General features: G+C 38.9%; 22 protein-coding genes and 1 pseudogene. 12 read left to right on the top strand and 11 right to left on the bottom strand.

The window, feature by feature from the left end:
• Positions 1–163: 163 nt before the first annotated feature.
• Together O1449_RS15605 and O1449_RS15600 are read right to left on the bottom strand one after the other, a co-directional pair.
• The gene (locus O1449_RS15605; protein WP_269229220.1) at positions 164–1,120 is read right to left on the bottom strand and encodes a TerC family protein; all 957 of its coding nucleotides are present in this window, start codon (positions 1,118–1,120) and stop codon (positions 164–166) included.
• Between the two features lie 288 nt (positions 1,121–1,408).
• Complete coding sequence (locus O1449_RS15600) at positions 1,409–2,341, bottom strand: LysR family transcriptional regulator (protein ID WP_269238784.1); 933 nt, start codon at positions 2,339–2,341, stop codon at positions 1,409–1,411.
• A gap of 105 nt (positions 2,342–2,446) precedes the next feature.
• Here O1449_RS15600 and O1449_RS15595 point away from each other — a divergent pair, with 105 nt between their 5' ends.
• From O1449_RS15595 to O1449_RS15580, 4 genes are read left to right on the top strand one after another with little or no spacing between them, the layout of a single operon-like run.
• Positions 2,447–3,676: an acyl-CoA dehydrogenase family protein gene (locus tag O1449_RS15595; protein ID WP_269229218.1), complete on the top strand. Its 1,230-nt coding sequence runs from the start codon at positions 2,447–2,449 to the stop codon at positions 3,674–3,676.
• Positions 3,677–3,691: 15 nt separating this feature from the next.
• A complete protein-coding gene (locus O1449_RS15590) occupies positions 3,692–4,813 on the top strand; it encodes a phosphotransferase family protein (protein ID WP_269238783.1) in 1,122 nt (373 codons plus the stop codon).
• Positions 4,810–5,508 carry a histidine phosphatase family protein gene (locus O1449_RS15585; protein WP_269238782.1) on the top strand — a complete coding sequence of 233 codons (699 nt, stop codon included), beginning with the start codon at positions 4,810–4,812 and terminating at the stop codon, positions 5,506–5,508. The genes O1449_RS15590 and O1449_RS15585 overlap by 4 nt, the downstream gene beginning before the upstream one ends.
• A gap of 16 nt (positions 5,509–5,524) precedes the next feature.
• Entirely contained in the window at positions 5,525–6,268 is a 744-nt protein-coding gene (locus O1449_RS15580) for an SDR family oxidoreductase (protein ID WP_269238781.1), read from the top strand.
• A gap of 494 nt (positions 6,269–6,762) precedes the next feature.
• Here O1449_RS15580 and mpl read toward each other — a convergent pair whose 3' ends face one another.
• Both mpl and O1449_RS15570 read right to left on the bottom strand, forming a co-directional pair.
• Entirely contained in the window at positions 6,763–8,124 is a 1,362-nt protein-coding gene (gene mpl / locus O1449_RS15575) for a UDP-N-acetylmuramate:L-alanyl-gamma-D-glutamyl-meso-diaminopimelate ligase (RefSeq protein ID WP_269238780.1), read from the bottom strand.
• A gap of 110 nt (positions 8,125–8,234) precedes the next feature.
• Positions 8,235–8,825 carry a hypothetical protein gene (locus O1449_RS15570; protein WP_269229213.1) on the bottom strand — a complete coding sequence of 197 codons (591 nt, stop codon included), beginning with the start codon at positions 8,823–8,825 and terminating at the stop codon, positions 8,235–8,237.
• A 66-nt stretch (positions 8,826–8,891) separates the two neighbouring features.
• Between O1449_RS15570 and O1449_RS15565 the strand changes: the two genes are divergently transcribed.
• The 4 genes from O1449_RS15565 to O1449_RS15550 all read left to right on the top strand — a co-directional run bounded on the left by O1449_RS15565 (position 8,892) and on the right by O1449_RS15550 (position 12,945).
• Positions 8,892–9,239: a DMT family protein gene (locus tag O1449_RS15565; protein ID WP_269238779.1), complete on the top strand. Its 348-nt coding sequence runs from the start codon at positions 8,892–8,894 to the stop codon at positions 9,237–9,239.
• 133 nt (positions 9,240–9,372) lie between these two features.
• Complete coding sequence (purE, locus tag O1449_RS15560) at positions 9,373–9,885, top strand: 5-(carboxyamino)imidazole ribonucleotide mutase (protein WP_208727585.1); 513 nt, start codon at positions 9,373–9,375, stop codon at positions 9,883–9,885.
• Positions 9,886–9,896: 11 nt separating this feature from the next.
• Entirely contained in the window at positions 9,897–11,018 is a 1,122-nt protein-coding gene (locus O1449_RS15555) for a 5-(carboxyamino)imidazole ribonucleotide synthase (protein WP_269238778.1), read from the top strand.
• Between the two features lie 631 nt (positions 11,019–11,649).
• A complete protein-coding gene (locus O1449_RS15550) occupies positions 11,650–12,945 on the top strand; it encodes a lytic murein transglycosylase (protein ID WP_269238777.1) in 1,296 nt (431 codons plus the stop codon).
• A gap of 48 nt (positions 12,946–12,993) precedes the next feature.
• On the opposite strand, the gene O1449_RS15545 is transcribed toward O1449_RS15550, so the two are convergent.
• From O1449_RS15545 to O1449_RS15530, 4 genes are all read right to left on the bottom strand, one after another.
• A complete protein-coding gene (locus O1449_RS15545; protein WP_152630147.1) occupies positions 12,994–13,377 on the bottom strand; it encodes a hypothetical protein in 384 nt (127 codons plus the stop codon).
• 121 nt (positions 13,378–13,498) lie between these two features.
• On the bottom strand, positions 13,499–14,404 hold the full coding sequence (locus O1449_RS15540) for a matrixin family metalloprotease (protein WP_269238776.1): 906 nt from the start codon (positions 14,402–14,404) through the stop codon (positions 13,499–13,501).
• 308 nt (positions 14,405–14,712) lie between these two features.
• Positions 14,713–15,672, bottom strand: coding sequence for a matrixin family metalloprotease (locus O1449_RS15535; RefSeq protein ID WP_269238775.1), 960 nt, complete (start codon positions 15,670–15,672; stop codon positions 14,713–14,715).
• A 372-nt stretch (positions 15,673–16,044) separates the two neighbouring features.
• Complete coding sequence (locus tag O1449_RS15530; RefSeq protein ID WP_269238774.1) at positions 16,045–16,953, bottom strand: matrixin family metalloprotease; 909 nt, start codon at positions 16,951–16,953, stop codon at positions 16,045–16,047.
• Positions 16,954–17,129: 176 nt separating this feature from the next.
• On the opposite strand from O1449_RS15530, the gene O1449_RS15525 reads away from it, so the two are divergent.
• Entirely contained in the window at positions 17,130–18,014 is an 885-nt protein-coding gene (locus O1449_RS15525; protein WP_269238773.1) for an MBL fold metallo-hydrolase, read from the top strand.
• Between the two features lie 48 nt (positions 18,015–18,062).
• Here the strand turns inward: O1449_RS15525 and dnaK are convergent, their stop codons facing one another.
• The 3 genes and pseudogenes from dnaK to O1449_RS15510 all read right to left on the bottom strand — a co-directional run bounded on the left by dnaK (position 18,063) and on the right by O1449_RS15510 (position 21,756).
• The gene (gene dnaK / locus O1449_RS15520) at positions 18,063–20,006 is read right to left on the bottom strand and encodes a molecular chaperone DnaK (protein WP_269238772.1); all 1,944 of its coding nucleotides are present in this window, start codon (positions 20,004–20,006) and stop codon (positions 18,063–18,065) included.
• A 150-nt stretch (positions 20,007–20,156) separates the two neighbouring features.
• Complete coding sequence (gene grpE, locus O1449_RS15515; RefSeq protein WP_269229206.1) at positions 20,157–20,702, bottom strand: nucleotide exchange factor GrpE; 546 nt, start codon at positions 20,700–20,702, stop codon at positions 20,157–20,159.
• Between the two features lie 95 nt (positions 20,703–20,797).
• Positions 20,798–21,756, bottom strand: a pseudogene (locus tag O1449_RS15510) (LysR family transcriptional regulator).
• Positions 21,757–21,864: 108 nt separating this feature from the next.
• On the opposite strand from O1449_RS15510, the gene O1449_RS15505 reads away from it, so the two are divergent.
• The 3 genes from O1449_RS15505 to O1449_RS15495 all read left to right on the top strand — a co-directional run bounded on the left by O1449_RS15505 (position 21,865) and on the right by O1449_RS15495 (position 24,977).
• Entirely contained in the window at positions 21,865–22,719 is an 855-nt protein-coding gene (locus O1449_RS15505) for an MBL fold metallo-hydrolase (protein WP_269229204.1), read from the top strand.
• A gap of 389 nt (positions 22,720–23,108) precedes the next feature.
• A complete protein-coding gene (locus O1449_RS15500) occupies positions 23,109–23,351 on the top strand; it encodes a hypothetical protein (protein WP_004660486.1) in 243 nt (80 codons plus the stop codon).
• 555 nt (positions 23,352–23,906) lie between these two features.
• Positions 23,907–24,977, top strand: a complete 1,071-nt coding sequence (locus O1449_RS15495) for an alpha/beta hydrolase (RefSeq protein ID WP_269238770.1) — start codon at positions 23,907–23,909, stop codon at positions 24,975–24,977.
• Positions 24,978–25,090: the final 113 nt, after the last annotated feature.

Here is a 25,090-nt window from a genome sequence, read left to right as displayed (position 1 = left end):
GACATAAATATGTGAGCAAGTCTTGTTTATTATGTTTCTGATTAAGAAAGATAAAAGTGATAAGCCGACATATCATATTGATCTGTTTTTTTAATGTATAGTCTATTCTTATATTTTAAATAATAGGGCATCCAAATTTTTATTAGATGCCCTATATGATGTATTAAGATTGCGGTTGTTTTTTGTTGTGACGTAATGACAAATAAGCAGTGATTGTCAAAGTTACAATAATAAAGCCGAGTGAGATCCAGATTGGCATATGGAATACATCAAGCAATAACATCTTCGCACCAATAAACAATAAGATAATGCCTAAACCATAAGGCAAATAATGTAATTTAGATGCAGCGCCAGCAAGTAAGAAGAACATTGCACGTAGGCCTAGAATCGCCATCAGGTTTGCAGTCAGGACAATGAACGGGTCACTGGTTACCGCGAAAATCGCAGGAATAGAGTCAACCGCGAAAATAACATCAGATGCTTCAACTAAGATTAAAACTAAAAATAAAGGTGTTGCCCATAACACGCCATTTTGACGGACGAAAAATTTATTACCTTCAAGTTGAGGGGTAATACGCATGTGTTTGCGTAACCATTTCAGTAATTTAATATCTTCAATATTGGTTTCTTCATCTTGACCTTTCAAGAATTTAAAACCTGTATACACAAGGAATGCACCGAAGATATAAAGTACCCAAGAAAATTCTTGAACGAACCAAGCCCCAATAAAGATAAAGATGGTTCTTAAAACAATCGCACCTAATACACCATAAAGTAAGATTTTACGTTGCAATGCAGATGGAATTGCAAATGCTGCGAAGATCATCAGCCAAACGAAGACGTTATCAATTGCCAGTGATTTTTCCAGTAGATAACCTGCGAAGTATTCCATGGTTTTTTGATTCGCAAGGGTGAGCCCTACTGTTTGCTGTAGATAGAGCCACAATCCCCCACCAAATAGCATTGCTACAGTGACCCAAGCAATACTCCAGTAAGCGGCTTGCTTGATTGGAACATCTTGGTTTTGTTTTTGTTTAAAGCCTAAAAAATCGACCAAAAGCATGACTGTGACAAGGCCGAAGAATACGACATACAGCCATAGATTACCGATAGTTTCCATCACAACTCCCTATCTAGCAACTGGACATAAAAAAACCTTGACCAGTTGCTAGATGAATAAATACATCTGTTTCAACATGATCAAGGTCTTGCCTACATCACAAATTGATTGTGATGCTCAGAGTCCGACTTTTTGCAAAGTGTAATGACGAAGCTCTGACACCTAAGTATTTAAACTACACTACCTAGGTTTGGAGGAGGCTACTCCCCTTGTCAAACTAATTCTGTATGGATGGTGACATCCAAATGTGTATATAGAATTACACATTTTTAGCAAATGTGCAAATCTTCAGCAAATTAAGTCAGGATTAAAAATTTTCAAAATCTCTGCGCGTAAAAACTGATGTCTTGCATTGTGTTTGACATGCTCATGCCAATACATACCCATATTGATTTTGGGTAATTCAATCGGGAGCGCATGAATCTGTAAATCCTTTGAATAGTGCAAATGTTTAAGGATACTTTGAGGGACAGTCAGTATTGCATCTGGATGCTGCGCTAATACCTGTAAAGCTGTCGAATAGTGCTGGCAGCGTAGAAAAATTTGCCGAGACAATTGTTGGCGATTAAGATAAATATCTTCCAATAATAAGCCTGTACGCCGTGATGAGACACCAATGTGTGGTGATGATAAATACAGAGATAAATCCATTTCAGCTTGCTGAGTACAGACCACAAAATGATCTTCAATCAGGTTTTCAAACTGTAAATTGGCTTGATATGGCTGTACTAAATCAATTACAAAATCAATTTGTTGTGCAGAAAGATCAGCCAACATATTTTTACGATCGAGTTTAGAGCTAAAAAACTGGATATTCAGGTTTTGTTTCGCAAAGTGATTGACCAATTGAGGAAAAATAATGGGTTCGATTTCATCATGAATCGCGATTTTTATACTTTGTAGCATGCTCGGCATAAAATCTTGCTGAGGCATAGCGATCTTTTGAATACTCAATAAAGCCATTTGAATCGGCTGATAAATTTGCTCGGCATAGGGGGTGGGTAGCATTTTTTGCCCACTACGCACAAACAGTTCATCTTTAAGTTGTACACGTAAACGTTGTAAAGCATGACTGACCGCAGATTGGCTGATACAGAGCAGTTGTGCAGCTTTAGAAATACTTTTTTGTTCAAAAATCGCAATAAAAAGCGGATATAAATTAATATCAATTCGATGAAAATGTCCCACTTCCAATGGGTTGCTATTATGAATCTGATTCATAGTTTTGAATAAAATAAAATCATTTCATTCATAATAAATTTTCGCTTATGGTGATGTAAAGCAGCGAATCAATATTCGCCACATTTTACATTGAGGGAAATGATGATGTTTGCATTATCTGAGCGCGCACAGGATTTTATTGCACGAACGCAAGCCTTTATTCAACAAGAAATAGAACCGATTGAAAAAGCATTTTGGGATGAAGTGCATCATTTAAATGTCGATGGGGACTGGACCAAATGGCAATGGCCAGCGCAACTCGAACAGCTCAAGAATAAAGCTAAAGCGGCTGGCTTATGGAATATGTTTTTGCCCGATGCGGAATTGGGTGCTGGTTTATCGGTTCAGGAATATGCGCATATTGCCGAACTGACTGGGCGTAGCTTACTTGCACCAACTGTATTTAACTGTAATGCGCCTGATAGCGGCAATATGGAAGTGTTGTGGCGTTATGGTAGCGATGAGCAAAAACGACAATGGTTACAACCCCTGCTTGCTGGTGAAATCCGTTCAGTGTTCTGTATGACTGAGCCTGCGGTGGCTTCTAGTGATGCTACTAATATGCAGGCCACTGCAGTGATTGAAGGTGATGAAATTGTCTTGAATGGGCGTAAATGGTGGTCATCGGGCTTGGGTGATCCCAATGCCAAAGTGATTATTTTCATGGCCTATACCCCAGATCCTAACAAAGACCGTCATCATCAACATTCAATGGTACTTGTTCCAATTGAAACGCAAGGTGTGACGATTGAAAGAATGTTGCCAGTCTTTGGTGACTATGATGCACCGCATGGACATGGACAGGTCAGTTTTGACAATGTACGTGTGCCTGTCGGCAACTTTATTGGTGGTGCAGGACAAGGTTTTGAAATTGCACAAGGGCGTTTAGGGCCTGGGCGAATCCATCATTGCATGCGTTGTATTGGCGCAGCAGAAAAAGCATTGGAGCTGATGATTGATCGAGGCATGTCACGTAAAGCCTTTGGTAAAGAGTTACTTAAATTAGGCGGCAATTTAGAACGAGTCGCGGAAGCACGTGTGCAAATCGACCAAGCCCGTTTATTAACGCTGTATGCCGCTTACAAGATGGACACTTTAGGTAATATGGCTGCACTTACGGAAATCTCAGCAATTAAAGTGGTTGCACCGACTGTATTACAAAACGTGGTGGATATGGCGATTCAAATCCACGGTGGCGAAGGTGTTTCACGTGATACCCCACTGACTGCATTTTTTAACCAAGCACGCAGTTTACGTTTAGCTGATGGACCAGATGAGGTTCATAAAGGCATGATTGCCAAATTAGAACTCAAAAAACGTGGCTATGGTCGTTGATAAGGATAAAAGCAAATGGCAGTAATTGATGTTGGCGGTCAGGTTCGTCACGGTGAAGAATTGGATATTTCCGCAGTGGAAACGTGGTTAAAAGACCAAGGTGTAAATCTACAAGGACAGGCACAAGTGACCCAATATTCGGGTGGCGCATCGAATTGGACCTATCGTTTGCAGTATGACAATGCTGATCTCATTTTACGTCGTCCACCCAAAGGTACCAAAGCCAAATCAGCGCATGATATGGCGCGTGAATACAATGTGCAGAAGCATCTTGCGCCGTTCTACCCTGTCCTACCTGAGATGGTCGCATTGTGTCAGGACGAGAGCGTGATTGGCTGTGACTTCTATGTCATGAATCGGATTGAGGGAATTATTCCACGCGCCAATTTACCGAAAGAATTACAGTTAGATGAGCAACAGGTACAGCAATTGTGCCTGAATGTTCTAGATAAATTGATTGAACTGCATCAAGTACCTTATCAAGGTACAGAATTGGAACAACTGGGCAAAGGTGAAGGTTATTGTCGCCGTCAAGTCGAAGGTTGGGATGCACGTTATAGCAAAGCACTCACGCCGAATGTGCCTGATTTTGCCTTTGTTCGCCAATGGCTACAGCAACATATTCCTGCCGATTCTAAAACTTGTGTAATTCATAATGACTGGCGTTTTGATAATGTCATTTTAGATCCACAACAGCCGACTCAAGTGATTGGGGTGCTAGATTGGGAAATGGCGACACTCGGTGATCCATTGATGGATTTGGGCGGTGCCCTCGCCTACTGGATTCAAGAGGATGATGATGCGCTGATGAAATCAAGCCGCCGCCAACCGACCAATTTAAAAGGTATGCTGACACGTCAACAGGTGGTGGATTACTATCTGGAAAAAACAGGTTTGCAACCAACGAATTGGGCTTTTTATGAAGTGTTTGGTTTGTTTCGTTTAGCCGTGATTGCGCAACAGATTTATTATCGTTATTACCATCAGCAAACTGATAATCCTGCCTTTAAGGGTTTTTGGATTTTGATTCATGCCTTACATATTCGGGCTTTAAAACTGATAGCCCAAAACAATACTGAAGCACAGCAGTTGATTCCTGAATATGCTGCAAAACTACAGGATATTTTAAAACAATGAGCACGATTTATTTGGTGCGGCATGGGCAAGCATCCTTTGGTGCAGCGAGCTATGATCAGCTTTCAGCTAAAGGTGAACAACAGGCACAGGTTGTGGGTGATTTTTTTAAACAAACCCTAAAACAAACGCCTTTAGTGGTTGCAGGTTCAATGCAACGTCATCAGCAGACGGCGCAACTCGCTTTATCGCAAAGTTTTTGTGATGCGCCGATTCAAACCGAATCTGCATGGAATGAGTTTGATCATCAACAGGTGTTTGCACAATACGAACCGCGTTTTAATCAACCTGAATTGCTGAAACAGGATGTTGATTTGGTGGCCAATCCACGTGCTTACCTCGCCAAAATTTTTGATGGGGCGATTGATCGCTGGATTGGAGAACAATATGACCATGAATATCATGAGACTTGGTTAGGCTTTCAATCGCGTGTAGAAAGTGCTTTGCACGGCTTGTGTCAGAAGATTGATGCTACGCAACCCCGTCAGGCGGTGGTGTTTAGTTCAGGCGGTGTGATTTCTGTGGCGGTAGGTAAAGTATTGGGTTTGAATGCAAAGCAGATCTTTGCGCTGAATTGGTCGATTGCCAATGCCAGTATCACCACATTGCGTTGGACAGATGGTCGTTTGCAATTACTCAGTTTTAATGAGCATCATTATTTAAAAGCGCGTGATGCTGAACTTTTAACATGGATTTAAAAAATAGGTGGCAGGCATGGCAAAGACGATTTTAATTACAGGGGCAAGCTCGGGTTTGGGCGCAGGCATGGCGCGTGAATTTGCCGCCAAAGGCTATAATCTTGCCCTTTGTGCACGACGTTTAGAGCGCTTAGAAACACTAAAGCAAGAATTACAAAGCCAGTATTCAATTCAAGTGGGTATCAAGGTATTAGATGTCACTCATTACGATGATGTGTTTACGGTTTTTAAAGCTTTTCAGCAAGAATTTGGGACAATTGACCGAATCATTGTCAATGCAGGTGTAGGCGAAGGTCGTCGTATCGGTAAAGGGCATTTTGATGTAAACCGCGCTACGGCTGAAACCAATTTTATTTCGGCACTGGCACAGTGTGAAGCGGCGGTTGAAATCTTTAGAGCGCAAAATAAAGGCCATTTGGTGATGATTTCGTCCATGAGTGCGATGCGTGGTTTACCCAAGCATTTATCGACCTATGCAGCCAGTAAGGCAGCGGTGGCACATTTGGCTGAAGGGATTCGTGCTGAGTTGCTGCATACTCCAATCAAAGTCTCGACGATTTTCCCTGGTTATATTCGAACTGAGTTGAATGAAGGTGCGAAGAAGTTACCATTTGAGGTGGATGAGAAAACGGGAAGTAAGGCTTTGGTGAAAGCGATTGAGAAGGAACCAGTGAAGGCTTATGTGCCGCAGTGGCCATGGTTGCCAATGGGGATTGCAATGAAGATTTTGCCGTTAAAATTGGTGAATAAACTGAGTTGATTGCAATTTTAAATGCATGGACAAATATGTTTATTCGGCAATATTTCACAGCCTCATATAGGCTGAATAGTCGAGTTGTTTGGGTATAGGCGTTTCCTTACTTTTCAAAGATGAAAAGTAACAAAAATCTTTTGTTGAGCAGAGGGTACATCCTGAGCAATTTTTCAAAGCACTGCTTTGAAAAGCAGCGCAAGAACTGCTCAACTGGCGGCATCCATGCCGCCTGTCACGATCTGAATTAATATAACTTCGAGGAAATGTGATACTCGGAAACGTCATCTGCAACCTGCGTGGTTTAAGTAAGAGACTGTTTCTGCGATATATGTTGATTAATGCAAGAAGAGGACAGGTTTTGCAGATGACAATGGTTTTGCCTACTTTTCCCGAAAGAAAAGTAGGGCGAGCCGCAGGCTGATCCAGAAATTAGATAAGAACTTGCAAGACTCCGTTGAGGCAATAGTTTTTCAATAAGTTAGAGAAAGTGTTGAGGTTAATTACGATAAAGCCTTAATCAACTTTTGGTGTAATCCACCAAAGCCACCATTGGACATGATGACCACAGCATCGCCCTCACCTGCTTCATTCACCACACGGGCAATGATGTCATCTAATGAACGGCTGACTTCAGCCTTGTTTGATGACGCAGAGATCACAGGTTGTAGATCCCAATCCAAACCTTCTGGTTGATACCAAATCACTTCATCAGCCAAACGCGCTGAATGTGCCAAACCATCTTTATGGCTGCCCATACGCATGGTGTTAGAACGAGGTTCAATGATCGCCCAAAGTTTACGTTCGCCTAGACGTTTACGTGCGCCGTCCAATGTGGTTTCAATCGCAGTTGGGTGATGGGCAAAGTCATCGTAGACTTCGATGCCACGTACCGTGCCTAACAGCTCCATACGGCGTTTAACACCACCGAAGTTGGATAAAGCTTCACAGGCTTGTTCAATCGTTACACCCACATGTTGTGCCGCAGCAATCGTCGCCAAAGCATTGGCAACGCTATGTTGCCCTGTCATATTCCATTTGACTGTACCGATCACTTGACTGTGTTCAAGCACGTTAAAATGACTGCCATCGGCACTGATCAGCGCCGCAGATAAAGCAGCTTGGTCATTTGGCTCAAGACTAGTACGAACCACAGGCGTCCAACAGCCCTGTTCTAGTACTTCATCAATATTGGTTTCAGTAATTGGCGCAATAATACGACCTTCACTTGGAATGGTACGCACTAAATGATGGAACTGTTTTTGAATGGCAGCGAGGTCATCAAAGATGTCGGCATGATCAAATTCAAGATTATTTAAAATCGCAGTTTTTGGATGATAGTGAACGAACTTAGAACGTTTATCGAAGAAGGCAGAGTCATATTCATCGGCTTCTACACAGAAATATTTTCCACCACCTAGACGTGCGCTCTCACTAAAACCAAGCGGTACGCCGCCGATCAAGAAACCCGGATTTAAACCTGCTTGATCCAATACCCAAGCCAACATGGTTGTGGTTGTGGTTTTACCATGTGTACCTGCCACACCGAGGACATGTTTGCCTTGTAGTACATGATCAGCTAGAAATTGTGGACCTGAAATATAAGGGAGTCCTTCGTTGAGCATGTATTCGATGGCATCAATACCACGTTTCATGGCATTGCCGACGATGACAAGATCGGGATGCGGTTGTAAATGGCTACGATCATAGCCTTGCATTAACCCGATACCCGCATTTTCTAGTTGAGTTGACATCGGTGGATAAACATTGGCATCTGAGCCTGTGACTTTATGTCCTAAATCTCGTGCGAGTAGAGCCAAAGACCCCATAAAGGTGCCACAAATACCCAGAATATGCAGATGCATTCTTTTTAACTCCACTGCTTTTTAGACACATCACTTTTTGTTGTGCTGTTGTCGTGATTAATTCGATTTGAAAGCAACGATAGCAAGGGTTAAGGGGAAAAGATAGTGACTTAATTTAGATTATTTGCATCGATTTCTAAATTCTGCATTTCATCTTGTAATTTCACTTGCGTTAATGCGAAAGCATATACACTGTCTTCATCACCATTTTCTAAGTTTTTTAAAACCTTATTGATTGGAAATGAAAAATGCACGAAAGTATCCTTTTTACTTGTACCAATCAATAGAAATCGAGTTCCTAGTGATTTTTCTTGATATTGACCAATTTCAGGATGAAGTTTGATTGCTTCATCATATTCAACCCAATTCCATTCTATATTTTTATCATTTTTTCGAACAGTTTCACCTACATAAGCCCCTGTACGCAAAGCAAGGCGAACAACGTCTTCATAAGGCATTAAATGTAATTCTTTTTTATCTGCATCAATTAAGAATTCATTTATAAAGTTTAAACTTTCCAATGAGTAATCTAATTGTTTTGGCTTTAAAAATTCTCGATTAAAAGTTGGATTTTTATCATCTTGAATGAGTTGAGTCGCAAAGTCATTGAATACATCATTCTGATTTTCCATTACTTGCTCCTTAGCGTAGCTATGATTTATGAATAGCACTAAAAGAATTAACAAAATTAATTTTTTCATATCACTACCCTTAGTAAATTTTTTCATTTTAATATAAAAGTACTCCAAAAATCATTTGAGCTAAAAATGGCTTTATCGCTCCCCCTTTTATTGTTAATTATCTCCAATTGCTTCATGACTTTAGCATGGTATGGGCATTTGAAAATTTTACACAATGCGCCGCTTTGGCAAGCGATTTTGTTTAGTTGGTTGATTGCCCTATTGGAATATAGTTTTATGATTCCTGCAACTAAACTATTAAATCAACAGGGCTGGAGTTTGGGAGAAATGAAAATCACCCAAGAAGTCGTTACGCTGATTGTGTTTGTGCCCTTTATGGTTTTTCTGTTTAAACAACCATTCAAGTTGGACTATGTCTGGGCGATGCTTTGTTTAATGGGCTGTGTCTATTTTGTTTTTCGTCATCAAAGCTAATTTTGGGGATCAGTAAAAATGTTCTTTAGTTGGGGATGCTTGAAAAAACCGCTATAATATTTGCCAATTTCTTCCTTTGTACTTGGCGTAAGTCGAGATACTTCTCTATTTTTATCATGTTTTGGAAAAGCCAATGAATGCGGTCGCAACAGATAGCCAACCTTTAGTCGGAATTATCATGGGTTCTCAATCAGATTGGGCAACACTTGAACATACTGCTAACATGCTCAAACAATTGGGTGTGCCTTTTGAAGCTGAAGTGGTTTCTGCGCACCGTACGCCAGATCGTTTATTTGAATATGCTGAAACAGCACGTGATCGTGGTATTCAGGTGATTATTGCGGGTGCGGGTGGCGCGGCACATTTACCCGGGATGTGTGCTGCTAAAACTGATTTGCCTGTGCTTGGCGTGCCTGTTAAATCTTCAATTTTAAATGGCGTAGATTCATTGCTTTCGATTGTACAAATGCCAGCGGGTATTGCGGTAGGTACTTTAGCGATTGGTCAGGCTGGTGCAACCAATGCTGCGATTCTTGCGGCGCAAATTCTTGGTTTAACACGTCCAGATATTGCTAAAAATGTGGCTGATTTCCGTAGTGCACAAACGGAAAAAGTATCGAGCAATAATATTCCTGGTCAAGTGTAACGAGGCCAATCATGAATAAAACCATCGGTATTTTTGGTGGCGGACAGCTTGGACGCATGATGGCGCAAGCAGCTTTACCACTCAATCTTCAATGTACTTTTTTTGAAGCAGAAACTAATTGTCCTGCAGCAATTTTAGGTCCTGTATTTTCCAGTAAAAATGAACAAGGCTTACAAGATTTCATCGCAAGTGCCGATGTCTTTAGCCTTGAATTTGAAAATACACCTGTTGCCGACGTAGATGTGTTGACCCAAACCAAAACACTACACCCTCCTCGCCTTGCTTTGGCAACCGCTCAAAACCGTTTGGCTGAAAAAGCTTTATTTGATCAATTGGCTATCCCAGTTGCACCCTATCGTGCTGTGGATAGTTTAGAGAGCTTAAAGCAAGCCGTGGCTGAGTTAGGCTTGCCTATCGTATTAAAAACCGTAACAGGTGGCTACGATGGTAAAGGTCAGTTTGTGTTACGTTCAGAGGATCAAATTGATACGGCTTGGGCTGAATTAGGGCCTGCAAAAAGCTTGATTGCTGAAAGTTTTGTGAAATTCAGCCGTGAAGTGTCGATTATTGCGGTGCGCGGACAAAATGGTGATGTGAAAACTTGGGCTTTGGCAGAAAACCACCATCACAATGGTATCTTGTCACACTCCATTGTTCCTGCACCAAATAGCACAGATTTACAGCCAGTTGCGCAAGATTATATTACTCGTTTGTTGAATCATCTCAATTATGTGGGTGTATTGACACTTGAACTGTTCGTGACTGAGCAAGGCTTATATGCCAATGAAATGGCATGTCGTGTCCATAACTCAGGTCATTGGTCAATTGAAGGCGCAATTTGCTCGCAATTTGAAAACCATATTCGTGCAGTAGCAGGCTTGCCACTCGGTTCAACCGATGTTGTGCGTCCAACAGTGATGATTAATATTATTGGTCAACATCCTAAATCAGAAGATGTTTTAGCACTCAAAGGTGCGCATTTACATCTTTATAATAAGTCTGAGCGTGCTGGTCGTAAGCTTGGTCATATTACTTTGATGCCAAACAATAGTGATGAATTGACCGTGTTATGCCGCCAATTAGCTCAGATTTTACCTGTGCCATTGGCATTAACAGCGGATATGAACCTCTAAACTTATCCACATTATCTAAAAGCGATCTTCGGATCGCTTTTTTATCGTCTACTATTTTAAATTTAAAGTTTTAAATTCAAAAGATGCGCGATACTACTTTGGGTGTGCTGTGGATAACTTTAAGCTGGGCTTTTGAATTTAAAATAGTGTGAAAAATTTGAATTTAAACTATGGTGGGTTATTGGGTGTTGTGGTTTAAATTCAAAAATATGCAGTTTTTAAATTTAAAACTAAAGGTATCACTGTGTTTTGAATTTAAATTTTGAGATTGTGGATATCTATTTTTGATCTCAATTTTATGAAATGTAAGGAATAATGTGTGGGTTTAAGCTGTTTTAATCGGTTGGAATGAATTTAAATTGAATGGGAGTTTTTGAATTCAAAAAATATGGTCGATATGAAGTTATTTTTAAATTCAAAAATACAGATAGTGATTGATGCTTGTTTTGAATTTAAATGAAGGGTGTTGATAACTTTAAATTTAAAACTACGGTAGAATTATGAATTTAAAAATTAGGTTTTAAATTTAAAAGACAATAAATGAATTCAAAGTTACGTTTCCAAACGATACATACTCAAGCAGCGTGTTAAGGTGATATGGAAATTTGAATTCAAATATTTTGGTTAAGTCATGAAACATTATTTTTCTTTTTTTCTAGGCACTGCCATTTTTACGTTTTTCAGTCAGGCACATGCTGAACTTGTGATTAATGGTGCAGCATTTTCTCCTTCTGCAACAACTGTTTCAAGTCCGAGTACATATACTTCAAATTCAGATTTTCAAGGTTGCTTAGCAAATTTACGCTCGCAAGCAATTGCTTCAGGTGTTTCGGCTTCGAGTTATGATCGCTATACCCAAAACCTAAACCCAGATTATTCAGTGATTGATAAATTAAATTATCAACCTGAGTTTTCAACTGCAATTTGGGATTATTTATCTGGTTTGGTTGATGATGAGCGTGTCCAAGCGGGCAAACAAAAACTTGCTCAACATCGTGCTGTCTTGAATCGAGTCGAGCAAGCTTATGGCGTACCTGCGGAAACTGTGGTGGCCGTTTGGGGGGTAGAAAGTAATTATGGAGATATTTCAGGTAAATATCCTTTATTACAAGCCTTAGGTACATTAAGTTGTGAGGGACGCCGTCAGAGTTATTTCCGTGGTGAATTTTTTGCCGCGATGCGTATTTTACAGCGCGGTGATTTAACCCAAGATCAACTTTATGGTTCTTGGGCAGGTGCATTTGGGCATACCCAGTTTATGCCATCGACTTATGAACGTTTGGCGGTAGACTTTGATGGTGATGGCCGCCGTGATTTAGTTTCAAGTACAGCAGATGCTTTGGCTTCAACTGCAAACTTTTTAAAGCAAGCAGGTTGGCAAACAGGATTGCCATGGGGCTTTGAAGTCAAAATTCCACAAGGTGTGTCGATTGCGGGTGAAAGCCGTCGTAATAAAAAATCTCTAAATAGTTGGATTGAGCAAGGAGTGATACGTGCTGATGGTACAGCTTTAATTCAAGGTAATTTATCGGGTAGTACGCCAGCGGGGTTGATTTCACCAGCAGGAGCAAATGGCCCAGTATTTTTGGTCTTTAAAAATTTTGATGCGATTTATAGTTATAACGCCGCTGAAAGTTATGGTTTGGCGATTGCCCATTTATCTGATCGTTTACGTGGTGGAACAGCATTTTTAACGTCTTGGCCAACGGATGATGCAGGGACTTCTCGAGCAGAGCGTCGCGAAATTCAGCAGTTTTTGGTCAAGCGAGGTTATGATATTGGTGTGGTGGATGGATTGATTGGAGACAAAAGTCGTCAAGCCATTCGCCAAGAGCAAAGTCGTTTAGGTTTGAATCCAACAGGTCGCGCTGGGCAGCAGATTTTACGTGCATTTAGACAAGAGCAAGCCAAGCAAATGATGCAATAAGTATATTTAAATAAAATAAGGTCTGCTTAAACGCAGACCTTATTTTATTTAGGGTGCAGCATCTAATTTTATGGCTTCTAAAATATCAAAAATTACAGCAGTGACATCTTGGCTTAAATCACGATCATTAAAAATCTCGTAAGCAGTAATGGTCACATCTGTATCGCTAGGTAGTTGTTTTTGTTCTTCTTCAATCAAGTGTTCAATCGGCAAGAGCGTTTGTTTAACTTCGAGATGTAGAACTTCATTATAAGTAAGATTCTCATCTTCAAACTCTAATTCATGTTCATTGAAATAGGGGATCAAAATAGAATGAAGATACGGACTAAGATCCTGAATATCTAAGATTTCAATATCACGAGTCTGTTCAATCGTACTGATGTGGTCATTCACTTCAATGAGGATATGATAATAACTCATGCTGATCTCCATTAAGACTAAGATGATGTTTTGACACCACAATAACATGAATAAATCAAAAGAATCGACTCATTGTTACGATCTTTTTTAAAAACATCAGCTTATAGATTTCTCATATCCTTATAACAGAGACTTAACGAGAAAAGCCGAGTAGTTCCAGATCGACATCTGCGAGTTGAAAGTTCTTCGCATCTTGTTCCTTGATTCTTGGATACATCAGTGATTTTGGATCTTTGGTATGCTTTAAACCTAGTGCATGTCCAAACTCATGTGCCAGAGTGAGGCGTAAATCATCAAGTGATGAAAATTCATAAATAAAAATCTGTTTTCCATCAAATTGACCTTTATGTATGACTTGTGGTTTAAAGTTTTGATTAAATGCTGTAACAGATTCATTTAACTGCTGATGCAGTTGTTTGGATTTTTCCATTTCATTGTTCAGTTGTTGAACCAACAAATTATGCTGTTCAATTTGATTCTGTAAGTCAGCAGATTGTTGTTTTAACAGTTGTTGTTGCTGTTGAAGAGTCATCATTAGACTTTTGTGCAAGCGTGAATTTTCTAATTTTTGCAACGTTTTCTGGTATTTCGCAGTATTACTTTGGTACTCAATTTTTTGCAATTCGAGTTGCGTTGCTGACTGCGCTAAATTTTCTCTTATATTTTGAAGTTGCTGATTTTGATTTAACCAGATTTGTTGCTTCTGCTCCAATAGGTATAGATTCTCTGAGCGTTTCATACTACGAACTTGACGTTGATCAAACACTAAATGAATGACTAACTCTGCTTTAGGATCGTAAACAAAATACTTTTGACCTGTATCTTTTTCCCAGATCGCAGCAGCTTGTTTCGATAGTTCGATCATTTGTTGCGAACTTATATTTAAGCGAGGATCTAAGCTTGCGATGCGATAGTGCAGGGGATTATTGCTACTGTATGCAATCGGATTTTTGCTTGAGTTTGCTGAAATTTGAGCGAAAGCAGTTGCTGAAGCTATCATGAAAAAGCATGTAGCCAAAACAAGGGAGAACGGGTGCATAACGAAAGATAAAGATTGAAAAAGGTCGCATTTTAATCAAATTTAATTTGTAGTCAAATTACCCAAAAGCTGTTTTATGCTAGTTTTAATTTCAGGTTGGGACGAAAAAATTATCAAAATAGACGAGAATAAACGAACTTTAATATGCTATTTTTTCTATAAATATTACACAATAGATCAGATTACAGTGGTTTAAATTTAATCATTTTTTCAAAGTTTAAATTAAATAAGATGAAATAGAACATAATAAAATACATTCTATTTCACGTAAATAAATTTCATTTAATGCAAATAAATATATTAAATGATCAATTTTTGTCAGAAACTGACATTGTCAAATCATTTGTTGAGGAAGGGGGTGTCATTGTTCGAACAAGATCTCGGTCTGCTTCAGTTAGTGAAAGTTTTTCAAGATTTTGTTGCTGAATAATTGGATACATCAGCGATGTTGGATCATTGGTATGCTCTAGCCCAAGTGCATGACCAAACTCATGTGCGAGCGTCAAACGTAGATCATTTTTAGATGAAAACTCGTAAATATAAATCTGTTTACCATTGAAATTCCCTTTGTGAAACAAACGTGGCTGAAATGTTTGATTAAATTGATGAGCTGATGCCACAAGCTGCTTATTATTTTGATTGAGTTTTTGAATATCTCGATTCAGTTGCTGAGTTTTTTGATTATGAACTTGAATCTCTTGTTGTAGGATAGCGGATTGTTGCTGTAATGCTTTTTGGCGTTGGCTTAATTGCTCCGCTAATTCTTTCGATGATGAACGCATTTGATTAAAACGTTGTACGTCTACATTGTACTGTTGAAATTGTGCTGTAAGCTGAGATTGTTTACTGGCGATTAGACTGGTTGTTTTTTGCACCTCATCTTTGAACTGCTGTAATTGTTGATTTTGTTGTTCCCATTGATCTTGTTGTTGTTTGAGTTGATCTAAGTTTTGAACACGTTCAGCACTACGTTGTTGACGTTCATCAAAAACCAGATTGATCGTAAATTCTGCTTGGGGATCGTAAATAAAGTGCTGTTGACCTGTTTCTTTTTCCCAAATTTTAGCTGCTTGTTGGGTCAACTCAAGCACCTGTTGAGTATCTAAATTAAATCGTGGATCAATGTCAGCAATACGATAATGTAGTGGAGCTTTTATCAACTCATGTGGGTGAATATTGTTATTGACTGAGCTGCTTTGTGCGTAAGAGAGATTAGAAATTCCCATGCATAAACACGCAGCAAAAAAAGCGAAATGATGATGGCGCATGAGCAATCTCTCCTAAATAAAGCTTATTTTTAAGCAATCTCTAGGTTTCGTCAAAACGCTATACATTTAATAAATATAGATAAAAAGTGTGATTTTTTTCTAATAAATAAAAAATTAAATCGAATAATTTACACAATGGAAAAGAAAAATAGTTGTTTGTTTTTTAATCTTAAGTCGAAAAATATCAAAGTATTAAATATAAACTGATGGAAATTTCTGAAAAAGATGGCAAAAAATCACCCTATTGTTAACTTTTGTAAATATTTTTGAAAATGGGGAATTTTTTTACTTTTAAGTTAAAAATTGGTCATTTATGACATTTAAGGTCCATCGTCATTTTCTAAAATCTAATATTCATTCAGTCATAAAAGGCTATCTTGTTAATAATAAATCACGGTCAGCCTGAGTGAGACGGAAATGATCCATCTCTTGATCTTTCATAATAGGGTACATTAAAGCTTGAGGGCTGTTTGCATGTTGTAAACCAAGGGCATGTCCTAGTTCATGCGCTAGTGTTAATCGTAAATCGTTATCTGATTCAAACTCATAGATTAATATCTGTTTCCCATTAAATAAACCTTTATGGAATAAATGGGGTTGAAAGCGTTGTTTGTATTGTTTAACTGAAGCATCTAGTTGTTGATCCAGTGAATTAAGTTCATCTATTTTTTGATTTAACTGAGTAATTCTTTGATTGTATTGATTAACTTCTTGTTGCACTAACTCAATATTACTTTGTAGCTCTTGCTGTCTCTGCTGAAAATATGTCGAATTCCCAGATGAAGATTGGTTGTGTTGAGCAGAAAGCTGCTCTTGATTATATTGCTGAATTTGTTGATGGAGTTGTTGTTGTTTTAAATCTAAAAATTGCTTACTCCGCATAATTTCTTGTTCAATTTGATCTAATTGCTGTTTTTTATCTTTCCATACCTGTTGATTCGCTTCGAGTTGAGTTATATGTTCTCGGCGTTGTTCACTTTCTTGTTGGCGTTCATCGTAAATGAGATGAATTGCAAGCTGGGCATTCGGATCATAAACAAAATAATCTTGACCTGTACCATCTTTCCAAATTTGAGTTGCTTGTTGGCTGATTTCTTGTACTTGTTCAATACTGAGTTTAAAACGAGGATCTACCTCAGCGATTCGATAACGCAGGCGAGTATCTATTGGATGAGTGATACGGTCAGCTAATGAATTGAATTTTAGTTGAGGGTGTTTCTGAGTTTGATAACTTAACCCTAATAAGAAAATAATTAACCCTGAAAAAATTAAAAAGCGCATGATTGTATTTTCTATTCTTCTGAAAATGAGATGAATCAGTTTAAGAGAGACTTTTGATCTAAATGAATTGAACTATAACAAGAATAAGAGATATCTGGAAAACATATCAACATGTATCACATTCTGCTTTAATGCATATTCTGAAGGAATAAATAAAATAAAGATTAAGGGACAATATGCTGAAATATTTACTTAAAGCGCCTGATTCAACATGGGCTGCCACTTCTCCAGCTCAGGCAAAAGTTGAAAATTTAAAAATCAAATATTTGGGGACGGCGGGATTCATTCTTTCTGATCAGCATCGTACAGTTGTGCTTGATCCTTTTATCAGTCGTCCAAACTTAACTCAAACGTTTACTCAGCCTTTATTGAGTGATTCTGAATTAGTCAGACAACATATACCAAATGCAGATGATGTATTGATTGGGCATGCTCATTATGATCACATTTTAGATGCACCTGAGGTTTGTAAGCAAACAGGAGCACGTTTAATTGGATCCAAAGCGACTTTAATGTATGGACTATCAGCAGGCTTGTCTGAATCGCAAATGCTTGAAACAAAGGGACGAGAAATCATTGATTGTGGTCAATGGCAAGTTGTTGGTTTGCTATCCATTCATGGCAAAGCCTTGTTTGGTCGCGTGCCTTTACCAGGGGATATGACCACACCTCCGCCTTATCCGCCGAAATTTCATCATTTACGACATGGACAAGTTTTTAATTGGTGGATTAGCACAGGACAACTTAGTCTCGTACACATTGATTCCGCCGATTTTATTGAACAAGAGTTGCAGGGGAAACGGGCAGATATCGTGTGCCTGTGTGCGATTGGACGGAAATATCGTCCGAACTATGTCAAAGATGTGGTGCGACTACTGAAACCGAAATACATTATTCCATGTCATTGGGATAGCATGGTGACGCCGATTGATGACGTTCCTCAGTTGTTGCCAGGGGTGAATATTCCTGAGTTTTTTGAAGAAATAAAAGCGTGTGGTGTAATACCTTTATTTATGCCGATTTTGGGCGAACTTTATTTTGAGCAAAAGAATTCATCTTAAAATATAAAAAAACCGCGCTTTCGCGCGGTCTTTTTTTAAATAGACAAATTATTTTTTGTCATCTTTAACTTCTGTGAACTCAGCATCTACAACGCCATCGTCCGCTTTTTGTTGTTGACCCGCATCACCACCTTGGAATGCATTTGGATCAAAACCTTCTGCGCCGCCAGCACCTTGTGCTTGTTCATAAGCACGTTGGGTGATTGGCATCAAGATGTTTTGTAAAGCTTCAGTTTTCGCTTTGATGTCTTCAACATCATTTTCTTTAGTCGATGCTTCAAGCTCAGACACCGCAGTAGCAATCGCAGTTTTTTCATCTTCAGTGACTTTATCACCAAGATCTTTGACTGCTTTGTTTGAGCTAGAGACTAAAGCATCTGCTTCGTTACGTGCTTTCGCTAACTCTTCAAATTTACGGTCTTCTTCAGCATTCGCTTCAGCATCTTTAATCATTGCTTCGATTTCAGCATCAGACAAACCTGAGTTTGCTTTAATCTGGATTGATTGCTCTTTACCAGTGCTCTTATCTTTAGCTGATACTTTCAAGATACCATCAGCGTTGATGTCGAACGATACTTCAATTTGCGGTACGCCACGTGGAGCAGGTGGGATATCGCCTAATTGGAAGTTACCCAACAATTTGTTTTGTTGAGCCATTTTACGTTCACCTTGGTAAACCGAAATATCGACAGCAGGTTGGTTGTCAGCAGCAGTAGAGAACACTTGTGATTTCTTCGCAGGAATCGTCGTGTTTTTCTCAATAATCGCTGTTAATACGCCACCCATGGTTTCGATACCAAGTGTTAACGGGGTTACGTCTAATAAAAGTACGTCAGTTTTGTCACCAGACAATACTGCACCTTGAATTGCTGCACCAATCGCAACTGCTTCGTCAGGGTTCACGTCTTTACGTGGCTCTTTACCGAAGAATTCTTGTACTTTTTGTTGAACCATTGGCATACGAGACTGACCGCCCACCAAGATCACGTCAGAGATGTCAGAAGTCGAAAGACCCGCATCTTTAAGCGCGATACGGCAAGGTTCAATCGTACGAGCAACTAAATCAGCAACCAAACCTTCAAGTTTTGCACGCGTTACATTGATCACTAAGTGTTTAGGACCAGTTGCATCAGCGGTGATGTATGGAAGGTTGATTTCAGTTGCATTTGATGAAGAAAGCTCGATTTTTGCTTTTTCAGCAGCTTCTTTCAAACGTTGTAACGCAAGTGGATCATTTTTCAAGTTCACACTTTGTTCTTTCTTAAATTCTTCAACCAAGAATTCAATTAACGCGTTATCAAAGTCTTCACCACCAAGGAAAGTATCACCATTTGTTGATAACACTTCGATTTGTTGGTCGCCATCAAGGTCAGCGATTTCAATGATTGATACGTCGAATGTACCACCACCTAAGTCGTAAACTGCAACTTTACGGTCGCCTTCTTTTTTGTCCATACCGAACGCAAGTGCCGCAGCAGTTGGTTCGTTAATGATACGTTTAACATCAAGACCTGCAATTTTACCCGCATCTTTAGTTGCTTGACGTTGAGCATCGTTAAAGTAAGCAGGGACGGTAATTACCGCTTCAGTAACTGTTTCACCTAAATAGTCTTCTGCAGTTTTCTTCATCTTTTTCAAGATTTCAGCAGAGATCTGTTGAGGCGCTAATTTTTTATCGTTTACTTCAACCCAAGCATCGCCATTGTCTGCTTTGATGATTTTGTAAGGTACAAGACCGATGTCTTTTTGTACCGCTTGATCTTCGTAGCGACGACCGATTAAACGCTTGATTGCGAATAATGTATTTTTCGGGTTAGTTACTGCCTGACGCTTAGCACTTTGACCCACTAAGATCTCGCCATCTTTATAAGCGATGATCGATGGAGTTGTACGTGCGCCTTCAGCGTTTTCGATTACTTTTACTTTATCGCCTTCGAGTACAGCAACACATGAGTTGGTAGTACCTAAGTCAATACCAATAATTTTTGCCATTTGGGATGTTCCTCTAAAATTTTGTTGCAATGTTTTGCTTGTTATTCGATATGAGAGTCAATCAGTTTTTTTCAAGCATTTTTATGAAAAAAAATCAAAAAACTCTCAAAATTCTGCACTTTTGAGCAAATAAATACTTTGCTCTGTAGATTATTGACCCACCATGACCATCGCTGGGCGGAGTAGGCGACCATTTAAGGTATAACCCTTCTGTAAAACAGTGCCGATTTGGTTAGCTTTGGCATTTGGATCGATCCCAACCGCTTGGTGTAAATCTGCATTGAAGCCATTTTGGGTATCTGCTTCAAGCACGCCAAATTTTTCCAGTGTGGTCAGTAATGATTTCAGAGTCAGCTTGATACCTTCAAGCACAGGTGTTTCTTCTTCGCCAGCGGCTTGAATTGCACGTTCAAGATTATCGACAGAATCCAATAATTCTTTGGCAAATTTTTCCAGCACAGTCTCTTTGTGCTTTTCAGATTCGCGTTGAATACGCTCGACACTCTTCTGCGCTTCATAAACAGCATTGGCAGTACGTGCTTTTTCTAGTTTCAGGCTTTCTTCGAGTTTAGTGATTTGCGCTTGTAAATCTTCAACGCTAAGCTCGTTTGCCTGCTCTACACCTTCAGCTTGAGTTTGTTCAGTCTGTTGCTCATTTTGAATGTCTTGAGCTTGCTCATTGTGCTCATTAGCCATTGATGATCTCCGTTGAAAAAGGTTCTTAAACATGTACAGTCCTTTTTGGCGTGAATGCTCATAGGGTTAAACCCGAACTGCCACATCTTGGTCATTCATAGATAGGGATGAAGTATGGGCAAGGCGACAAAATTCAAGCGTTCAGGTCGATTTAAATCTTTTAATTTTGCTGATTTAAGTAAAAATTTAAGTTTTCGATAACAAAAGCAATAAATTCTTGGGTGATTTTCGGTAAATGTTGTCTAGATGCATAGACTAAGGACAAAGTCAGATCGGGTGCAGCAAAATCTGGAAATACCTGTTGCAAATGCTGTTGTGCAATATCTTTACGCACCAGTAATGTTGGCAACATGGCAATCCCTTGGGCTTTAAGGCACATTTGATAAAGCGCAATCACATCATTACTTTTAAACGTAACATTTAAAGGATAGTTTTGCGGTTGCTGATCTGTATCAAACAAGGTCCAGTATTGATTATGGGTATGATGAGCAATGCAATCATGTTGGATTAACTGGCTGGGATGCGATAGGGGAGTGTGATCTTGTAAATAATGTGGATGTGCACAAAAGATAGATTCGATCTGACAAACTGGTCGGGCAATCAGCCCATCTGCAACTTTCTGGGTAATACGCAGTGCCAGATCAACCTGAGCATCCATCAAATCAACCGTATTTTCAGTTAAATACACATCAAAATGAATTTGAGGATAGCATTTTTTAAATTGTTTAATACATTCATTCACACCCAGTTGGAACAGAAACAAGCCACAGGTGAAACGAATCGTACCACTGTGCTGTTCAGGGGCAGCCAAACCTTCAAGCAATTGTTGTTGCTGTAAAATATTCTCACAATAGACCAACGCTTTTTCACCCGCAGGGGTGAGTGAAACTTTGCGCGTGTTACGTTGGAAAAGTCGAGTCGAGAAAGTATGTTCAAGATGATCTAAATAACGGGAGACCATCGCTTTAGAATAATCGAGATGTTCAGCAGCTTTGCTCAGATTGCCTTGCTGCGCAATACAGACAAAAACTTGAATGGCTTTTAAAGTATCCATATAAAATTCTTATTGTTGCAATTTATGCAACATTTTATCTTAATTTAGAGTGTTTATTCAGCAAGAATTGCAATTTAAAGTGTCTCTTATCAGATTGGAGACGATAACATGAATACCAAACCCTACATCATTGCTTTATCTACTTTGGCGGCAACATCAACTGCTTTTGCACAAGACTTAAAAATCCAGAACTTTTTGGCTCAACCTGAACACTTTGGTGTGACTTCGACCTTAATTGAAGGTGATAAAGAAGTATTATTGGTGAATGCGCAATTCTCTAAATCAGAAGCATTACGTATTGCGGCCGATATTTTAGATAGCGGTAAAACCTTAAAAACCATTTTTGTCAGCTATGGCGACCCAGATTTCTATTTTGGTTTAGATGTATTTAAACAGTATTTCCCTAATGTGCAAATTATTGCGACACCAGAGACGGTAAAACATATTCAAGATACGCAAGCGTTGAAAGTCGCGTATTGGGGACCGAAAATGGGAGCCAATGCACCGAGCAAAATTATTATTCCGCAAGCGTATATGGCTAAAACCTTAAAACTCGAAAATGAAAATATCGAAATCAAAGGTAAGAAAGAACTGACTTATTTATGGATTCCGAGTACCAAAGCGGTTGTTGGGGGTATTCCGGTGTCATCAGGTATTCATCTTTGGACTGCGGATACCGCAACAGCGAAAGATCGTGCAGAAGTGGTGCAGACTTTGGAAAATATCAAAGCTTTAAATCCTCAAGTGGTTGTACCTGCGCATATGAAAGCAGGCGCGGCTGAAGGTCTTGATGCAGTGAATTTTTCAATCGACTATTTAAAGCAATATGAGAAAGCGGTAAAAGCCAGTAAAAATTCAGCTGAATTAATTGCAATTATGCAAAAACAATATCCAACCTTAGGCGAGTCAAGCAGCCTAGAGTTGGGTGCTAAAGTGGTTAAAGGCGAGATGCAGTGGCCTTAAAACCTAATAAATGAATTGAAGAACCGTGATGAGAAGTCACGGTTTTTATTTTTCTAAACTCCGAATTTTTAGAGGTAAATTACAATGTAAGTTTTTAGTGGGGTTTGATAATGTTTTATAAATTATAAAAAATGAAGATGATCATGCTTTTCTGATGCAATCATGATGCGAATACAAGTAAAACTTTTGAATAGAGAATCATTTAACTGAACTTTTAAAATAATAAAAAAGTGTGAATCCTGCATTGAATTGGTTTAATAAAAATTGCAAAAACATGCTGCATAAATAACAAACGGCAACTAATCCACATCACGATACATAAAAAAATTGTGAATGATAGGCAACGCAAAGATAACTTTGCTTTTCGTCATAATGAAAGGAAATATACAATGAAAAAGTTAGCCTTAATTTCAATGGTTGTATCAGGTGTTGCATTCACAGCCGTAGGTTGTTCGACACAAGCAGGTTTGGATGCTTCTGGTTCGGCTCAAACGAGTGCAAGCCCAGCAAATGTACAAGGCGGAGTAGGCGTGCAAGCAGGTACATCTGTTGATGTTCAACCGAATGGAGCTTCAGCTGGTGTTTCAGGTTCTGTTTCTGGATCTGCTGGTACAGATGCATCAGGACAATAAATTGGATTTAGGTTCATAGCACGATAGATTAGGATACTGATGCCAACACCTAATTTTACATATACTGCTATATATGATGTGTTAAACCTGATTCATGATTTAAGAATTGAAAAACGAGAGTCAAACTTTTGATTCTCGTTTTTAGTTTTTGGGCAATTAAATTTTTATGCTCGTTTTTTCTAAAGTAAATATGAATAAATGAACAAATTATAAGAACATAAATTGATTTGAATGTTCATGATTGTCTATTCGATAAATAAGATCAAACTAATGAATAGATTGAACAATGAAAGATCTGAACGAAAGCTGGGTTTTTTATTAAATGTGTTTTGATTAGAAATATTAAAAAATCAGAAAATACCTCTTTTATCTGTGCTTGAGCTTGTCTATTGGCATAAAAGGCAAGTAGTGATTAGCAAAATGGTTAATGACTTTTTAAGATAAGCCATTTAGGTTACAGCATGATTTTGAATTCTTTATCTTGATCTACGACTTTATAACAGCATATAGTCGATATGAACAAGAACTATGGACAGAGCGAAAAAGGGGAAGAACGTGTCAGCATTACCTCAAAAAATTCAAACGATTTTAGATAAAGGACAAGGTCCTGCTGCACGAGCGCTGGATAAGCTGCCTAAGATTGTACAAGAATCATTGGCGAAAGTTTTAGGCTACCCATATCAATATCCAGATTTGGATGCTTTTACAAAATGCTTAATGGCAGTTCAAATTAAACAAGGGCGTGTTGGTTTTATTGGAGATGATCCGATCGAGTCTCGCCGTCAATTTGATACACAAATGTTAGCGATTTTAAATAAATCGACTTCCGTAGAATCGGTAGAAGATATACGTCTGCCTTTACAGAGTGGCACTGTTTTCGCAAGACATTATCATCCTGCACCTAATAAAAAATTACCGATGATCGTGTTCTATCACGGTGGTGGTTTTGTCGTTGGTGGTTTAGATACGCATGATGAAGCCTGTCGCCTCATTGCCAAGTACGCAAAAGTACAAGTTCTGAGTATCGATTATCCGCTTGCACCAGAAGTATCTCCGCAATTACTCATTAAATCTTGTGATGACGCATTAGCATGGGTGTATCAAAATCGTCGTCAGCTAAAAATTTATAAAAATCGTATCGCTGTTGCTGGAGATAGTGCAGGAGGAAATATTAGTACTGTAGTTGCACAGCATGCGGTTGGTAAATCATATGCACCACAAGCTCAGTTGCTGTTTTATCCTGTTGTAGATTTTAAAAGTAGACATCCTTCTTTTTATGCCTATGGTCAGGGTCTGGTGATAACCAGTAAAGATGTAGATTACGTTACTAAATATTATTCAACACAGCATCAAGTTGCGTTAGATGATCCATTAATTTCACCAACGTACGGAAGTCTGAAAAAACTAGCTCCAGCATTTGTGGTAACAGCTGGGCATGATTTATTACATGATGAAGGTGAGATTTATAGCCATAAACTAAGACAAAATGGTGTTAAAGTGCATTATGTCGATTATCCAGATCAAACGCATGGATTTATTAATCTCACCCCGATTTCGAGTAAAGCTAAACGCAATACAATCGAAATCGCTAAAAACTTCAGAAAGTTTTGGGATAAATACAATTAAATTAATTAACCTATGTTTCACGTGGAACATAGGTTTTTTTATTTGTAGATAACAAATAGAAATAGCAAAAATAAATTTGTAAAACTAATATTGTAGAGTACAACAAATCACTC

The sequence above is a fragment of the Acinetobacter sp. TR3 genome (assembly GCF_027105055.1).
GTDB lineage: Bacteria > Pseudomonadota > Gammaproteobacteria > Pseudomonadales > Moraxellaceae > Acinetobacter.
Note: the sequence above shows the minus strand (reverse complement) of the source record. Positions and strands in the feature narration are given on the sequence as shown.

Coding starts and splice junctions, on each gene's coding strand:
- O1449_RS15590 (WP_269238783.1), top strand. CDS start 3,692: ATGGCAGTAATTGATGTTGGCGGTCAGGTTCGTCACGGTGAAGAATTG.
- O1449_RS15565 (WP_269238779.1), top strand. CDS start 8,892: ATGGCTTTATCGCTCCCCCTTTTATTGTTAATTATCTCCAATTGCTTC.
- O1449_RS15595 (WP_269229218.1), top strand. CDS start 2,447: ATGTTTGCATTATCTGAGCGCGCACAGGATTTTATTGCACGAACGCAA.
- O1449_RS15570 (WP_269229213.1), bottom strand. CDS start 8,825: ATGAAAAAATTAATTTTGTTAATTCTTTTAGTGCTATTCATAAATCAT.
- O1449_RS15585 (WP_269238782.1), top strand. CDS start 4,810: ATGAGCACGATTTATTTGGTGCGGCATGGGCAAGCATCCTTTGGTGCA.
- O1449_RS15500 (WP_004660486.1), top strand. CDS start 23,109: ATGAAAAAGTTAGCCTTAATTTCAATGGTTGTATCAGGTGTTGCATTC.
- O1449_RS15525 (WP_269238773.1), top strand. CDS start 17,130: ATGCTGAAATATTTACTTAAAGCGCCTGATTCAACATGGGCTGCCACT.
- mpl (WP_269238780.1), bottom strand. CDS start 8,124: ATGCATCTGCATATTCTGGGTATTTGTGGCACCTTTATGGGGTCTTTG.
- purE (WP_208727585.1), top strand. CDS start 9,373: ATGAATGCGGTCGCAACAGATAGCCAACCTTTAGTCGGAATTATCATG.
- O1449_RS15530 (WP_269238774.1), bottom strand. CDS start 16,953: ATGCGCTTTTTAATTTTTTCAGGGTTAATTATTTTCTTATTAGGGTTA.
- O1449_RS15505 (WP_269229204.1), top strand. CDS start 21,865: ATGAATACCAAACCCTACATCATTGCTTTATCTACTTTGGCGGCAACA.
- dnaK (WP_269238772.1), bottom strand. CDS start 20,006: ATGGCAAAAATTATTGGTATTGACTTAGGTACTACCAACTCATGTGTT.
- O1449_RS15580 (WP_269238781.1), top strand. CDS start 5,525: ATGGCAAAGACGATTTTAATTACAGGGGCAAGCTCGGGTTTGGGCGCA.
- O1449_RS15555 (WP_269238778.1), top strand. CDS start 9,897: ATGAATAAAACCATCGGTATTTTTGGTGGCGGACAGCTTGGACGCATG.
- O1449_RS15540 (WP_269238776.1), bottom strand. CDS start 14,404: ATGCACCCGTTCTCCCTTGTTTTGGCTACATGCTTTTTCATGATAGCT.
- grpE (WP_269229206.1), bottom strand. CDS start 20,702: ATGGCTAATGAGCACAATGAGCAAGCTCAAGACATTCAAAATGAGCAA.
- O1449_RS15535 (WP_269238775.1), bottom strand. CDS start 15,672: ATGCGCCATCATCATTTCGCTTTTTTTGCTGCGTGTTTATGCATGGGA.
- O1449_RS15605 (WP_269229220.1), bottom strand. CDS start 1,120: ATGGAAACTATCGGTAATCTATGGCTGTATGTCGTATTCTTCGGCCTT.
- O1449_RS15600 (WP_269238784.1), bottom strand. CDS start 2,341: ATGAATCAGATTCATAATAGCAACCCATTGGAAGTGGGACATTTTCAT.
- O1449_RS15545 (WP_152630147.1), bottom strand. CDS start 13,377: ATGGAGATCAGCATGAGTTATTATCATATCCTCATTGAAGTGAATGAC.
- O1449_RS15550 (WP_269238777.1), top strand. CDS start 11,650: ATGAAACATTATTTTTCTTTTTTTCTAGGCACTGCCATTTTTACGTTT.